Source organism: Nocardioides sp. NPDC057577, assembly GCF_042801335.1.
Taxonomy (GTDB): domain Bacteria; phylum Actinomycetota; class Actinomycetes; order Propionibacteriales; family Nocardioidaceae; genus Nocardioides.
In genome coordinates this window covers 1-13,067 of the sequence record NZ_JBHVGB010000173.1, presented here as the reverse complement: position 1 = coordinate 13,067, position 13,067 = coordinate 1, and the positions used below count along the sequence as shown (strand labels likewise).

Genomic DNA, 13,067 nt, shown 5'->3' with positions numbered 1-13,067 from the left:
GGTCAGGATGAGCCGACTCGGCGTTTCGTCGAGTGGGCGGGTCGGGACTCTTGGAGGAGGGTGTTGACCTCGGTCAGGAGGAGCTCGGTCGCGTCGTCGGGCGCCGGGAGTGGGACGTTCGCGGCGAGGCGGCGGGGGTCGTCGTCGGGGAGCGAGGAGATCAGGACGCGGCGGGGGTGGGCGGAGCCTCCGGTGACGAGATACCTCTGCCCGGGACGTACGCGGCTCGCTTCCGCCTCCAGATCGGCAGCCGCCTCAGCGGTCGCCTCCGCCGGGGCCGAGGGTGCCTCCGTGAGCGCGGTGCGGACGATGCGGCGTGGGTCGTACCGGCGTACGTCCAGGGCTTCCAGCTCCGCACGCGAGATCCCGATCTCGGTCTCCGCCCGGGCCTTGGAGGCGTCGACGAAGCTCCGGAAGGAGCGGATCAGCTCGGCGAGCCGGTGGGTGTAGAGCGGGAGCCGCTGGGGGCCGATCACGAGGCCGGCGACGATCGCGACGAGGAACAGCTTCTCGAAGCTCAGACCGAACACGGCTGGCTCCTTTCGAGGCGGCGGTCGTGGAGGTGGGTGATGAGGACGGCGGCGGCGAACAGGGCCGACATCGGCGCGGCGACGAGGAACATCGACAGTACGTCGGCAGCCGGAGTCACCAGCGCGCTGAACAGGACGATGACGACGACGATGGCGCGCCAGCTGCGCCGCAGGGTGCGCGCGGGGAGCAGACCGAGCAGGTTGAGTACGACCACGAAGACCGGCAGCACGAAGGCGACCCCGATGGCGAGGACCATCTTCATCACGAAGTCGACGTAGTAGCCGGCGTTGAGGATCGTGCTGTCCTCGGTGGAGGAGAAGCCGGCGAGCATCTCGACCATGTGCGGGAAGAGCAGGAAGCCGAAGGCGCAGCCGGCGGCGAAGAGCGGGATCGCCGCGGCGAGGAACCCGAAGGTGTATCTCTTCTCGCGCCGGGTCAGACCCGGTGTGACGTACCCGAAGAGCTCGGCCAGCCAGATCGGGCTGGAACAGATCACGCCGGTGAAGAGCGCGATCTTGAGCTTGAGGTCGAAGGCACCGGTGACGGTGTCGTAGTTGAGGCTGGCGTCCTGGGACTGCGCGATCTGCTCGATCGGCGAGCGCAGGACCTCCAGGATCTGGTCGGAGAGCCAGAAGCCGACGACCACGCCGACGAGGAGCGCCACCGCCGCCCGGATCCCACGCCTGCTCGCCTCGCGCAGGTGGCCGGCGACGGGCATGGTCCCCTTGGCGGTGACCGGTGCGGCGGTGGCGGTGGTCATGAGGCCCTGTGGTCAGCCACGGCCTCGACGGTGACGGGCTTCGCATCGGCGGCGTCGTGGGTCTCGTCCTTGAGGATGCGTACGGACTGGCCGACGCTGCGAGCCAGGGCCGGCAGCTTCGCGGAGCCGAAGACGAGCAGGATGATGGCGAGGATGACGAGGGCGTGCCAGCCCGTGAGGTTCTGCAACATGGTGTTCTCCTTGGTCGGTTGTCGGGTCTTCGAGATCAGTTCGACGGCATCTCGGGCGGGGTACCGCCTTCGCCGCCCTGGGGCGGAGCACCGCCCTCGCCGCCACCGCCGCCGGGAGCGGCACCCATGGTGGCCTCGGTGGTCGTGTCGACGGCGACCGCGAGCGAACCGGTGTAACCGGACTCCGCGTCGCCCTCGAACGTGCCCATCTCCAGCTCGTAGCCGTCGCTGAAGACGTTGTCGGTGTCGAGCGAGACCTGCGCCATGTTGTCCGCCGAGCCGTCGTAGGTGTCGAGCTCGTAGATGGGGGTCAGCATGTCCTCGGGGAACGCCACCTGGGAGGTAGCGATCGCGTTGTCGCCGGTGGTCGCGGAGTCGGCGTCGGGATAGACCTCGAAGTGCATGTGCGTCCAGCGGCCGGAGTAGCAGCCGGGGACGATGGTCTTGAAGGTCACCTGGCCGTTGGCGTCGGCGACCTGGACCCCACGGAGGTACGTCTCGTCCTCGACGCCCTCGGAGTACATCGAGTACTGGCCCTGGGCGTCGCACTGCCACAGGTAGACCGCGACGCCTTCGAAGGCCGCGTTGTCGTTGGCCATGTCCGTCACGGTGAAGGTGAACTCGAGCGGCACCCCGTCGACGGTCGTGCCGCCGTCCAGGCTGGAGGTGATGTCGCTGCGTACGATCCCGGACTCGGTCAGCACGTTGGTGCCGTTGGTCCCGTCGGCGGGGTAGGGGCCGTTGGTCTCCTGCGGGATCTCACCATCGGAGGTCGTCGACGTCGTCGACCCCGCCGCGCCGGACCCCGAGGAGGTCGACCCCGAGCTCGACGAGCTCGTGGACCCACAAGCGGCCAGGGCAGCGGCCCCGACGCCGACCCCGACGAGTCCGAGGACCCGGCGCCGGGTCAGCAGCGTCGAGATGTCGAAACCGGCACCCTGGTCGACCACCTCCTCCTCGGGGCGGACAAGCAGGCGACCTTCATAGGCAGGGCCTTCAGGGGTGTTCTCGGGTTCGGGTACGCGGCTCATGTCATCTCCTTGACGTAGCTTTCTGCTGCGATGACCCCGACTCTGACGTCTCGGTCAGTGAGGACCATCTGTCTCGCCTGTGAGGTTGCTTTGAGACTTCGCCGCGGTCGTGTGCGTTGGCGACCGAGCGGCTTGGGTGCCTGATCGGGTGGCGTAGGGCGGGTGGGGCCGAGTGCCTGACTGGGTTGGGAGATTCGAGACCAGGGTGTTTGGCCTGGGTGCCATTCGGGTGTCTTGCGGGCTTCCAGCATCGGCTTGGATTTCGTCGGGATATCTGTCCCTGTCCGGGTTTCAGAGAGGTACGTCGGGTGTGGTCAAACGGGACTGAATCAGTTCTCATAAAAAGCAGATACGGGCGGATTTATGAGATTCAGTCTTGATTCAAAAAGGCACTCTGAACTGCCTGAATGTAAGCCCCGAGTGCTATGCATAAACATGCTTTGAGTGGTAGATTCGATGCATGAAAACAGTCGCTGGAGCCGGGTCTTCGCCTGGATTGCTAACCGGGGTGCGGGCGGCACGTGCAGTTGAGGATCAAGCGGCTCGCGACACCTTGATCCTTGCTGCGAAGTACGCCGCTGTGAACGTGGTGGAGACCGTTGGTGAGGCGGCGGTGCTGGAGGTCGACACCTACGGAGACCGTGCGGTCATGCTCACGGGGGCGGGTGCGCCGATGATCTCGGAGGCAGCGGTGATCGAGTTCGCCGCGGTGCTGGGCTACTCGACCTACACCGGCCGGAAGTACCTCGCCGACGCGGTCGAGCTGGCCTGGCGGCTGCCCCGCACCTGGGCCCGGATCCTCGACGGCACGTTGGCCGGGTGGCGGGCCCGTCGGGTCGCCGAGATCACCCGCCACCTCGATCCGGAGGTCGCGGGCTGGGTCGACACCCAGGTCGCTGCCCATGCCCACAGGATCGGTCCTGCTCAGCTGGAGCGGACCGTGAAGGAAGCCGCGGCCCTGTTCGAACCCGACCTGACCGCCGCGATCGCAGAGGAAGCCGTCGACTACCGTCGCTGTGACATCGAGACCGACCCGGGACTGTTCCTACCCCCGGTCGGTGCTGAGCAGGGCCAGGCCGCCGGTGCGACTGCAGAGGTCACGGCGACCCTCGATGTGGCTGACGCCCTCGACCTCGAGGCCGCCGTCGCCACGATCGCCCATGGCCTTCTCGACCACGATGCCACCGCCGATCTGTCCCTCGATGCCCGTCGAGCTGCCGCGCTCGGGATCCTGGGCCGCGCCTACACCAGCGGCACCGGTGATGGGCGTCCCGGGAACGGCCGGGTGATCGACCTGAAGATCCACACCGACACACGGGACCTGGCCACAACCGGCCTGGTCCGGATCGGCAACACCCGTGGCCTCGCCACCATCGAACAGCTCGACCGCTGGGCGAGCCTGCCCGGAGTGGTCGTCAGGCCAACGGTGGTGATCGACCTGAACGAGGAGATCTCGACCGAGGCCTACGCCCCGACCCGACGGCTGAGGACCCAGGTCGAGCTCATCGACCGGACCTGCGCCTTCCCCGACTGCAATGTGAAGGCCGAGCACTGCGACCTCGACCACCGCATCCCTTACGACCAGGGCGGCAGGACCACCACCTCGAACCTGACCTGCCTGTGCCGAGGACACCACCGCGCCAAGACCCACCTCGGCTGGACCTACGAACGCCTCGCACCGGGCCGCTACCGATGGCGCTCCCCGGGCGGCTACCAGTTCCTCACCGGCCCCGACGGCACCGTTGACGTCGGCAGCATCGGCGGCGTCGCCCCAGGCCGCGCTGCCTGACCACCGCACAACAGCCGTCGACGGCGTACCTCCCGACGTACCTCTGAAACCCGGACAGGGACAGGTATCCCGACGAAACCCAGACCGATGCTGGAAGCCCGCAAGACACCCGAATGGCACCCAGGCCAAACACCCTGGTCTTTGAATCTCCCAACCCAGTCAGGCACTCGGCCCCACCCGCCCTACGCCACCCGATCAGGCACCCAAGCCGCTCAGTCGCCTACGCACACGAGCAGCCCGACAGCTAGCCCCAGCGGAAGGGTCAGCCGAGGGTGGGACGCGGAGCGGAGAGGAGCTGCTCGGCCTGCTCCTTGGACAGCTTCGAGGCGTAGCCGCAGTAGGTGCAGTCCATCCGGCGCGACTTGCTGACCGGGAAGAGCGGGATGAAGAAGAGCGTGAACTTGTTGACGACCTCGAACAGGCGATGTGCCGCCTGCTGGCGGCAGTGGGGGCAGACCAGCGAGAGCGTGGCGAGCAGTCGCGTGTAGGTCTTGAGCCCGAAGATGATCATGCCGACGAGTCTTGCACGCGCTCAGCGCCGGTGGACCTCGCGGCCGTCGACGTAGGTGTGGGTGACCCGGGTCCGGGCGAGCACGGTGGTGTCGTCGTCGAGGATGTCGTGGTCGACGACGACCAGGTCGGCTGCGTACCCGGTCTCGATCCGCCCGGTTGAGCCCTCGAGACGGTTCAGGTGGGTGGTGCCGGTGGTGTAGCCGGCGAGGGCCTCGGCGACCGTCAGCGCCTCCTCGGGCAGCAGCGGGGCGGCGTCGGCGGGCTGGTCGGGCCCGCGGCGGTTGACCGCGACGTGCATGCCGAGCAACGGGGCCGGGTCGGAGACCGGCCAGTCGCTCCCGCACGCGATCCGGGCCCCCGTACGCAGCAGCGACCCGAACACATACTGCTGCTCGCGCGCGGCCGGTGCCAGGAACGGCAGGGTCAGCACCTCGACCGCCTCGTCCCGGCACGCCCACAGCGGCTGGATGTTGGCGGTGACCTCGAGCGCGGCGAACCGAGCGACGTCGGGCAAGGAGACGACCTGGACGTGGGCCAGATGGTGTCGCAGCCCGCCGGCCCCGTTGAGCGCCCGCGCGTGCTCGATCGCGTCCAGGCTGTCGCGGACCGCCCGGTCCCCGAGCGCGTGGATGTGCGCCTGGAACCCGTTGGCGTCCAGGGCCGCGACGTAGGTGGCCAGGGCGTCGGCCGGGATGAAGGAGAGCCCGCGGTTGTCGGTGAGATGGCCGTGAGCGTCGAGGTAAGGAGAGAGCATCGCGGCGGTGTGCGTCTCGCAGACGCCGTCCTGCATCAGCTTCACGCTGGCCGCGTCCAGCCCGGCCGCCGCCGCACGGGCGCGGCGCGAGATCAGCTCGGGCAGCTGCTCCAGGCCGCGGTCGCGGTCCCACCACTGGGCGAGGACGACCTTCGCGGTGAGCACGCCGGACTCCCGCGCCGCGATGTAGGTCGGCAGCGAGTCCGGCATGCCGAGACCCTCGCCGACCAGCGCGTCCTGCCAGCCCACGATGCCGACGGAGTGGAGATGGCGCTGCGCGGTGAGCAGCGCCTCGGTCAGGTCGCGGGAGGTCGGCGTCGGCACCAGCGAGCCGACCATCGCCATCGCGCCCTCGTGCAGCGCGCCGGTGGGTCGACCGGCGGCGTCGCGCTCGATGCGCCCGTCGGCGGGATCGGGCGTGTGGGCATCGATGCCGGCGATCTCGAGCGCGCGGCTGTTCACCCAGGCGGAGTGGTGGTCGCGGTTGGGCAGGAAGACCGGGCGGTCCGGAAGCAGGCGATCGAGAGGCGAAGCGCTAGGCACCCCACCCGGAAAGGAGTCCATCGACCAGCCACCGCCGGTGATCCAGACGCGCCCTGGGTCGGCCGCGGCGTAGGTCCCGATGGCGTCCAGGTAGCCCTCGAGGGTCGAGAGTCCGGTCAGGTCGCACTGGTTCATCTCCAGCCCGGCCTGGATCGGGTGCACGTGGGAATCGTGGAAGGCGGGCAGGACCCACCGGCCGTCGAGCTCCTCGATCACCGTCTCAGGGCCGGCCAGAGCGTCGAGATCCTCGCCGATGGCCGCGATCCGCCCACCCTGGACCGCGAGGGTCGCCTCCGACCAGCCTCCCGAGCCCCCCGAGCACAGCACGCGGCCACCGCGCAGCAGCAGGTCCGCCGCGACGCCGGCACCGCCCATCAGTTGACGGCCATGGTGTCGGTGACCGAGGAGCCCGAGCGCTTGAGCACGAGGGCCACCAGGCCGAGGACCAGGAGCGTGAGGACCAGCAGGATCGTGGAGACCGCGGCGATCTCGGGCTTGAGACCGGAGCGGACCGAGGAGAGCACGTAGACGGGCCACGAGGTCGTGCCGGAGACGTTGATGAACGAGGAGATCACCGTGTTGTCGAGGCTCAGCGTGAAGGCCAGCAGCCCACCGGCCAGCACCGCCGGTCCGACCAGCGGGAGCGTGACCTTGAAGAAGGTCGTGACAGGCCGCGCATAGAGGTCCGCCGAGGCCTCCTCCAGCGACGCGTCCAGCCCGACCAGGCGGGCCCGGACGATGTAGGTGACGACCGCTGTCGCGAAGAGCGAATGCCCGATCACGAGGCGTACGTAGCCGTTGTTGAACGGCAACAGCGACCAGTCCTGTCCGAGCGTCACGAACCAGGGGAGCAGCGCGATGCCGTCGACGATCTCGGGCGTCACCGAGACCAGCAGCAACAGCAGCGTGAACGGGCCCGCCCAGCGGCCCGGGAACCTCGCCATCGCCATCCCGGCCAGGGTGCCGAGCGCGCACGCCAGGAGCGCGGCGATCACGGCGGTCTGGAGGGAGACGGCGACGGTGTGGCGTACGGTCGGCCGCTCGATGATCGCGGTGAACGGCTGCAGGCTGAAGCCGTCCCAGGCGGTGAGCAGGCGGCCGCCGTTGAAGGAGTAGATGCCGATCACGATGATCGGGGCGAACAGGAAGAGGAAGACCAGCGTGGTCCACACGCCGAGCGCGAGATTGGTGCCGGAGGGTCTGCTCATGCGGTCGCCACCTCCTTGGTTCCGATGACGAGCTTGCTGCGTCTGTGGACGAGCCATCCCACGCCCCACAGCATGGCGATGGCGAGGACGACGACGACCATGGTGAGCAGGATGAGCACGACCGCCATCGCCGAGCCCAGCGCCCAGTTCTGAGCGGTCAGGAACTGGCTGGCGATCAGCGAGCCGACCATCGTGCCCTTCGCGCCGCCGAGGACCGCCGGGGTGACGTAGTCGCCCATCATCGGGATGAAGACCAGGATGACACCGGCGATGATGCCGGGCCGCGCCAGCGGCAGCGTGACCTGGAAGAACGTCCGCACCCGGCCGGCGCCCAGATCCTTGGACGCCTCACCGAGGGCGTTGTCGACGCGGTCGAAGGCGACGTACAGGGGCAGGATCATCAGCGGCAGATAGTTGTAGATCAGGCCCAGCAGCACCGCGCCACGGGTGTTGAGCAGGTCGTGCGGGTCGCCGACCAGACCGATGTCGGTCATGAACCCGGCGAGCGCGCCCTCGGACGACAGGATCACCTTCCAGCCGATCGTGCGGATCAGGAACGAGGTCCAGTAGGGGACCATCACCAGCGCGATCAGCAGCCCGCGACGTTGCGCGGGGACCTTCAGGGCCATGAAGTACGCCGCCGGCATCGCGATCAGCAGGCAGGCGACCGTGCCCAGCACGCTCATCCACAGCGTCGCCCGGAAGATCGTGAAGAAGGTCGGGCTGAACGCCTCGACGTAGCGGTCCAGCGACATCACCGCGTTGCTGTGGGTGCCGAACATGCCGGGCTTCTCGCCGAGGCTGAACCAGGCGACCTGCAGGAACGGCACGACGAAGAAGACCGACAGCCACAGCCACGCCGGGACAGCCAGGGCGAAGCCCGGCATCCTGCGGGGCGCACTCCTAGGCACTGGCGGCGGCCTTCAGCTTGTCGTAGACCTCCGTACGCCGGTCCTGAGCCTTGTTGACGGCGCCGTTCTTCATGGTGGCGATCTGCTCGTCGGTGAAGAAGATCATCTCGGGCAGCTTGACGTCGCGCTCCGTGGCCAGCTCCTTGATGCCGACCGCGCCGGTGTTGTAACCGATGTAGTCCATCTCCAGGAACGAGTTCTCCGGCTCCAGCACGAAGTCCAGGAACGCGTGGGCGGCCTCGGGGTGGGGAGCGCCGGTCGGGATGCACCAGTTGTCCATCCACAGCTCGGTCGTCGGGCCGGGCAGGACCCACTTCCAGCGGTCGGGCTGCTTGTGCTCGAGGATGCCGAGGCGGGAGTCGCCGTTCCAGTTCTGCATCAGCGCGAAGGTGTTCTGCTGCATCGCGCCGGTGGCCGGGTAGGAGTCGAAGCCGGCGACGTGCGGCGCCCACTTCTCGACCGCCTCGGCCTCGTAGGCGTCGTAGTCGGCCATGTCCTCGGTGTTCCAGTCGATGCCGTTGGCCCAGAAGTAGAGGCCGGCGACACCCTGCGGGTCGTCGAGCAGCGAGGTCCGGCCCGAGGCCTCGTTCTGCATCGCGTCGATGAAGTCGTTCCAGGTGGTCAGGTCACGCTTGATCAGCGTGGTGTCGTAGACGAACCCGGTGGTGCCCCAGCACTTGCACACCGAGTACTCGTTCTCCGGGTCCCAGTCCTGGCCGAGGAACTTCGGGTCGACCTTGGCGATGTTGGGGATCAGGTCCTTGTTGAGCGGGACGATGATCTGGTTCTCGATCAGTTGCGGGATGTAGACCCCGGTCGGCACGACGATGTCGTAGCCGCTGGTGCCCTTGGCCGCGACCAGCTTCGAGATCAGCTCCTCGTTGGAGCCGTAGGAGTCGAGGGTCACCTTCGGGCCGGTCTTGGCGAAGGCGTCGATCACCTCGGGGGAGTCGTAGTCGCCCCAGGTGTAGATCGAGAGCGACTTCTCCACCGGCCCGCCGGTCGCACCGGCGCCCGGCTCGACCGCGCTCGATGACCCGCCGTCGCCCGAGCCGCAGGCGCTCAGCGCGACGCCGGCACCGGCGAGGGCCGCCAGGCTCAGGAAGTGGCGCCGGGAGAGCTCCTGGCGGATCGCCCGAGCGCCGGCATGGCTGGCCAGGATGCGTACGTCGTTGTCCTTGTTCACTCGAGGGTTCACTGTGGGCTCCTAGCGGTGGACGGGGTGTCGAGGGGGAAAAGTCGCACGTCCTCCGCGGCCCAGCTGCAGAGGACCTGGTCGCTGGGGGCGAAGCGGGCGGCGCCGTGGGTGGGGCGGCGGATCAGGAGGCTGGTCTGGTCAGTGACCTTGACGAGGTACTGGATGACCTCGCCCAGGGGGGAGATCTGGAGGACCTCACCGGCGACGGTGTTGCGGCCCTCGGTCGCCAGGTGGGTCCCGTCCTTGGCGTCGATCGCGATCAGCTCGGGGCGGACGGCGGCCTGGTGCGGCTCGCCGGGCTTGCCGTCGGGTTTCGCCGGACCCTCGATCGTCACGAACGGGGTCTCGACGGTGGTGCCGTCGGCGCTGACCTCGCCGTGCAGGAAGTTCTGCTGGCCGACGAAGCCGGCGACGTACGCGCTGGCGGGCTGGTTGTAGACGGTGTCGGCATCGGCGAGCTGCTCGATCCGCCCGGCACGCATGATCGCGATCCGGTCGCTCATCGCGAGCGCCTCGCCCTGGTCGTGGGTGACGAAGACGAAGGTGATCCCGAGGCGGGACTGGAGCAGCTTGAGCTCGACCTGCATCTCCTCGCGCAGCTGGCGGTCCAGGGCGCCGAGCGGCTCGTCGAGGAGGAGGACACCGGGGCGGTTGACCAGCGCCCGGGCGAGCGCCACCCGCTGCTGCTGGCCGCCGGAGAGCTGGGCCGGGCCGCGGTCGGCGAAGTCGAGCATCCGCACCATCCGCAGCGCCTCGACGACCCGCTCGCGGACCTCCGCCCTGGGGGTCCTGCGCTGCTGCAGGCCGTAGGCGACGTTCTCCGCGACGGACTTGTGCGGAAATAGTGCGTACGCCTGGAAGACGGTGTTCACGTCGCGTTGGTAGGGCGCGAGCCTGATCACGTCCTTGCCGCCGATCGTGATGCTGCCGGAGTCGGGCTTCTCGAACCCGGCGATCATGCGTAGCGTCGTGGTCTTGCCGCAGCCCGAAGGGCCCAGCAGCGAGATGAACTCGCCGGCCCGGATCTCCAGATCCAGGCCGTCGACCGCCGTGGCCTGGCCATAGGTCTTGGTCAGGCCGGTGATGGTTACCGAGCCGGAGGGTGGGTCCGGGGTAGCTGTCGTGGTCATCGCTGCTCCAGTCGATTGTTCACTTAGCGCTGCATTCCACCACAGGATCCGGTGAAAAGTACGGAATCGGTTGTAAAAGTACGGTTACGAACTCGATTTCGTGTATGGCGTCGCCGGTGAGTGCGGCCCCGGTCTCGGGATCTAGGGTTGACCCCATGTCGACCCCGCCGCCGCTGTCTGTCGTCACCTCGTTGCTCGATGAGTGGTATCCGCCCGCCACCGCCGACGAATGGGACGCCGTCGGCCTGGTGTGGGGCGAGCCATCACAGCCGGTCTCGAAGGTGCTTCTCGCTGTCGACCCGACCCTCCCGGTCGCCGAGGAGGCGGCGGCGTGGGGTGCGGACCTGGTCGTGGTCCATCATCCGCTCTTCCTCAAAGGTGTGCACGGGTTCGCCGCGACGACCCCTAAAGGGCGCACGCTCACGACGCTCGTCTCCGCGGGGTGCGCGCTGCTCACCGCTCACACCAACGCCGACCAGGCGCTCGGCGGTGTCTCGGAGTCGCTGGCGCTCGCGCTCGGACTGAGCTCGCTGCGGCCGCTGGTACTGGGGGAGTCCCCCGAGGTCGGGACGGGGCGGGCCGGGACGGTGGCGCCGACGACACTGGGTGCGTTCGCCGAGTCCGTGGCGGCCGCACTGCCCGCGACCACGGCCGGGATCCGGGTCGCCGGCGACCTCGATCGGCCGGTGTCCTCGGTGGCGCTGTGCGGCGGCGCGGGTGACTTCCTGCTCGACCAGGTGGCTGCGTACGACGTCTATGTGACCAGCGATCTGCGCCACCATCCGGCCTCTGAGTTTCTCGAGAAGGGCGGTGCGCTGATCGACATCCCGCACTGGGCGGCGGAGTGGACCTGGCTGCCTGTGCTGGCGAGGCGACTTCGGGAGGCATTCGGAGATACGGTGGAGACCCGGGTCTCGCAGATCGTCACCGACCCGTGGACGCTGCGCCTGTAAGAAGTTCGTGTGTGAATAGCTGAGGAGAATCCGCTGAAAGCCGACCCGTTCGCCCAGGTGAAGCTGCTCGACGTCTGTGAGCTGGACTCGCGTGCGCTCCAGCTCCGCCACCGCCGTGCGCATCTGCCGCAGGCCGCCGTCGTGGCGGAGCTGACGGCATCGAAGAAGACCACCGACGATGCCGTACGCGACGCCCGGGTCACGCGCGACGACCTCGAGCGCGTGCAGAAGAAGGCCGACGCCGACGTCGAGGCGGTCAAGACCCGCCGCCGGCGCGACCAGGAGCGGATGGACTCCGGGGCGATCAGCAGCGCCAAGGACCTCGAGCGCATGCAGCACGAGCTCGCCACCCTCGACCGCCGGATCTCGGTGCTCGAGGACGAGGAGCTCGAGGTCATGGAGCAGCTCGAGGAGGCTCAGGCGAGCGTGACCCGGCTCGAGGCCGAGCACGCCGAGATCAGCGAGAAGCTCGCGGTCGCGGTCGACTCCGTCGACGTCGAGACCTCGAAGATCGACGGCGAGCTCGCCGGGGTCGCCGAGGAGCGGACACCGGCGCTCGAAGGCATCCCCGACGACCTGCTCACCCTCTACACGCGACTGAGCGACAAGATGGGTGTCGGCGCCGCCGAGCTGCGTGCCCGCCGCTGTGGTGGTTGCAACCTCCAGCTCGACCCCGCCGAGATCTCCCGCATCCGCGGCCTCGCCGCCGACGAGGTCGTGCGCTGCGAGGAGTGCTCCCGCATCCTGGTCCGCACCGCCGAGTCGGGGCTGTGACCGCGTCGTCCACGTCGCGTGGGTGGGGGGCCGGTGCGGCGGCGACGACCCTGGTCCTCGTACGCCACGGGGTCACCAAGCACACCGCCGCCAAGGCGTTCTCCGGGGGCCTCGGCGGCGACAACCCGCCGCTGACCCAGGAGGGCCGCGAGCAGGTGATGCTCACCGCGGAGTGGCTCAAGCCGCTCGCGTCCTCGGTCTCGACCGTCGTGACCTCGCCGGTCCTGCGCACCGTCGAGACCGGCGAGCTCGTCGCCGGTGCGCTCGGTGCCCGGCTGGTCGAGGAGCCTGCGTTCGCGGAGATCGAGTTCGGGGAGTGGGAGGGGCTCACCTTCGGTGAGGTCGCCCAACGGTTCCCCGAGGAGATGAAGTCCTGGATGGGTGCGACCGAGGTCGCGCCGCCGGGCGGCGAGTCCTTCGACGCCGCTCAGGCACGCGTGCTCGACGGTCTCTCGCGGGTGCTCGAGGCCCACGCCGGCGAGACCGTCGTGGTCACCTCGCACGTGTCGCCGATCAAGCTGATCGTCGCGCACGCACTGGGAGCCCCGATCGGCGGAGTCTTCAGCATGGAGCTCTCACCCGCCTCCGTCACCGTCGTCTCCTTCTTCGCCGACGACCGCGCCTCCATGCGCCTCTTCAACGGCCTCCCCGTCTCCCGCGACCCCTTCGCCGCCGGCACCTTCTGACGGCGCGGTCAGTGACCGTGTTGGTCTCGACACGCTCGCTGGCGCGAGGGTCTGAACGCAGTGGCCCTCGGCCTCAGGTAGGGGCGGTGGTCCTG

The 13,067-nt window shown here is 68.9% G+C and carries 14 protein-coding genes; 4 read left to right on the top strand and 10 right to left on the bottom strand.

The features are described from left to right. Positions 1 to 2: 2 nt before the first annotated feature. From ACFU7D_RS24605 to ACFU7D_RS24590, 4 genes are read right to left on the bottom strand one after another with little or no spacing between them, the layout of a single operon-like run. Positions 3 to 530: a hypothetical protein gene (locus tag ACFU7D_RS24605; RefSeq protein ID WP_378872278.1), complete on the bottom strand. Its 528-nt coding sequence runs from the start codon at positions 528 to 530 to the stop codon at positions 3 to 5. Continuing rightward, positions 518 to 1,291 carry a twin-arginine translocase subunit TatC gene (gene tatC, locus ACFU7D_RS24600; RefSeq protein ID WP_378872276.1) on the bottom strand — a complete coding sequence of 258 codons (774 nt, stop codon included), beginning with the start codon at positions 1,289 to 1,291 and terminating at the stop codon, positions 518 to 520. The genes ACFU7D_RS24605 and tatC overlap by 13 nt, the downstream gene beginning before the upstream one ends. Further along, the gene (locus ACFU7D_RS24595; protein ID WP_378872274.1) at positions 1,288 to 1,482 is read right to left on the bottom strand and encodes a twin-arginine translocase TatA/TatE family subunit; all 195 of its coding nucleotides are present in this window, start codon (positions 1,480 to 1,482) and stop codon (positions 1,288 to 1,290) included. The genes tatC and ACFU7D_RS24595 overlap by 4 nt, the downstream gene beginning before the upstream one ends. 35 nt (positions 1,483 to 1,517) lie before the next feature. Further along, positions 1,518 to 2,513, bottom strand: a complete 996-nt coding sequence (locus ACFU7D_RS24590; RefSeq protein WP_378872272.1) for an intradiol ring-cleavage dioxygenase — start codon at positions 2,511 to 2,513, stop codon at positions 1,518 to 1,520. A 553-nt stretch (positions 2,514 to 3,066) separates the two neighbouring features. Here ACFU7D_RS24590 and ACFU7D_RS24585 point away from each other — a divergent pair. Beyond that, positions 3,067 to 4,302 (top strand): HNH endonuclease, encoded by a 1,236-nt coding sequence (locus tag ACFU7D_RS24585; RefSeq protein ID WP_378872270.1) that lies wholly within the window; start codon positions 3,067 to 3,069, stop codon positions 4,300 to 4,302. A gap of 262 nt (positions 4,303 to 4,564) precedes the next feature. On the opposite strand, the gene ACFU7D_RS24580 is transcribed toward ACFU7D_RS24585, so the two are convergent. Genes ACFU7D_RS24580 through ACFU7D_RS24555 form a run of 6 tightly spaced genes read right to left on the bottom strand, consistent with a single transcriptional unit; the run spans position 4,565 to position 10,559 of the window. After that, entirely contained in the window at positions 4,565 to 4,813 is a 249-nt protein-coding gene (locus ACFU7D_RS24580) for a zinc-ribbon domain-containing protein (protein ID WP_378731084.1), read from the bottom strand. A gap of 21 nt (positions 4,814 to 4,834) precedes the next feature. After that, positions 4,835 to 6,487: an amidohydrolase gene (locus ACFU7D_RS24575; RefSeq protein ID WP_378872268.1), complete on the bottom strand. Its 1,653-nt coding sequence runs from the start codon at positions 6,485 to 6,487 to the stop codon at positions 4,835 to 4,837. Beyond that, a complete protein-coding gene (locus ACFU7D_RS24570) occupies positions 6,487 to 7,320 on the bottom strand; it encodes an ABC transporter permease (RefSeq protein WP_378872266.1) in 834 nt (277 codons plus the stop codon). The genes ACFU7D_RS24575 and ACFU7D_RS24570 overlap by 1 nt, the downstream gene beginning before the upstream one ends. Next, the gene (locus ACFU7D_RS24565; protein WP_378872263.1) at positions 7,317 to 8,207 is read right to left on the bottom strand and encodes an ABC transporter permease; all 891 of its coding nucleotides are present in this window, start codon (positions 8,205 to 8,207) and stop codon (positions 7,317 to 7,319) included. The genes ACFU7D_RS24570 and ACFU7D_RS24565 overlap by 4 nt, the downstream gene beginning before the upstream one ends. A 16-nt stretch (positions 8,208 to 8,223) precedes the next feature. Further along, a complete protein-coding gene (locus ACFU7D_RS24560) occupies positions 8,224 to 9,429 on the bottom strand; it encodes a spermidine/putrescine ABC transporter substrate-binding protein (RefSeq protein ID WP_378872261.1) in 1,206 nt (401 codons plus the stop codon). Then, positions 9,426 to 10,559, bottom strand: coding sequence for an ABC transporter ATP-binding protein (locus ACFU7D_RS24555; RefSeq protein WP_378872259.1), 1,134 nt, complete (start codon positions 10,557 to 10,559; stop codon positions 9,426 to 9,428). Before ACFU7D_RS24555 ends, ACFU7D_RS24560 begins: the two co-directional genes overlap by 4 nt. A gap of 155 nt (positions 10,560 to 10,714) precedes the next feature. On the opposite strand from ACFU7D_RS24555, the gene ACFU7D_RS24550 reads away from it, so the two are divergent. Genes ACFU7D_RS24550 through ACFU7D_RS24540 form a run of 3 tightly spaced genes read left to right on the top strand, consistent with a single transcriptional unit; the run spans position 10,715 to position 12,972 of the window. Then, a complete protein-coding gene (locus tag ACFU7D_RS24550; protein ID WP_378872257.1) occupies positions 10,715 to 11,512 on the top strand; it encodes a Nif3-like dinuclear metal center hexameric protein in 798 nt (265 codons plus the stop codon). A gap of 57 nt (positions 11,513 to 11,569) precedes the next feature. Continuing rightward, complete coding sequence (locus tag ACFU7D_RS24545) at positions 11,570 to 12,286, top strand: zinc ribbon domain-containing protein (protein ID WP_378872255.1); 717 nt, start codon at positions 11,570 to 11,572, stop codon at positions 12,284 to 12,286. Further along, positions 12,283 to 12,972, top strand: coding sequence for a histidine phosphatase family protein (locus ACFU7D_RS24540; protein WP_378731067.1), 690 nt, complete (start codon positions 12,283 to 12,285; stop codon positions 12,970 to 12,972). The genes ACFU7D_RS24545 and ACFU7D_RS24540 overlap by 4 nt, the downstream gene beginning before the upstream one ends. The last annotated feature ends 95 nt before the right edge of the window (positions 12,973 to 13,067 follow it).

Excerpts from the sequence above, each read along its gene's own strand:
- tatC (WP_378872276.1), bottom strand. The coding sequence starts at position 1,291 with ATGACCACCGCCACCGCCGCACCGGTCACCGCCAAGGGGACCATGCCC.
- ACFU7D_RS24595 (WP_378872274.1), bottom strand. The coding sequence starts at position 1,482 with ATGTTGCAGAACCTCACGGGCTGGCACGCCCTCGTCATCCTCGCCATC.
- ACFU7D_RS24590 (WP_378872272.1), bottom strand. The coding sequence starts at position 2,513 with ATGAGCCGCGTACCCGAACCCGAGAACACCCCTGAAGGCCCTGCCTAT.
- ACFU7D_RS24580 (WP_378731084.1), bottom strand. The coding sequence starts at position 4,813 with ATGATCATCTTCGGGCTCAAGACCTACACGCGACTGCTCGCCACGCTC.
- ACFU7D_RS24575 (WP_378872268.1), bottom strand. The coding sequence starts at position 6,487 with ATGGGCGGTGCCGGCGTCGCGGCGGACCTGCTGCTGCGCGGTGGCCGC.
- ACFU7D_RS24570 (WP_378872266.1), bottom strand. The coding sequence starts at position 7,320 with ATGAGCAGACCCTCCGGCACCAATCTCGCGCTCGGCGTGTGGACCACG.
- ACFU7D_RS24565 (WP_378872263.1), bottom strand. The coding sequence starts at position 8,207 with ATGCCGGGCTTCGCCCTGGCTGTCCCGGCGTGGCTGTGGCTGTCGGTC.
- ACFU7D_RS24555 (WP_378872259.1), bottom strand. The coding sequence starts at position 10,559 with ATGACCACGACAGCTACCCCGGACCCACCCTCCGGCTCGGTAACCATC.
- ACFU7D_RS24550 (WP_378872257.1), top strand. The coding sequence starts at position 10,715 with ATGTCGACCCCGCCGCCGCTGTCTGTCGTCACCTCGTTGCTCGATGAG.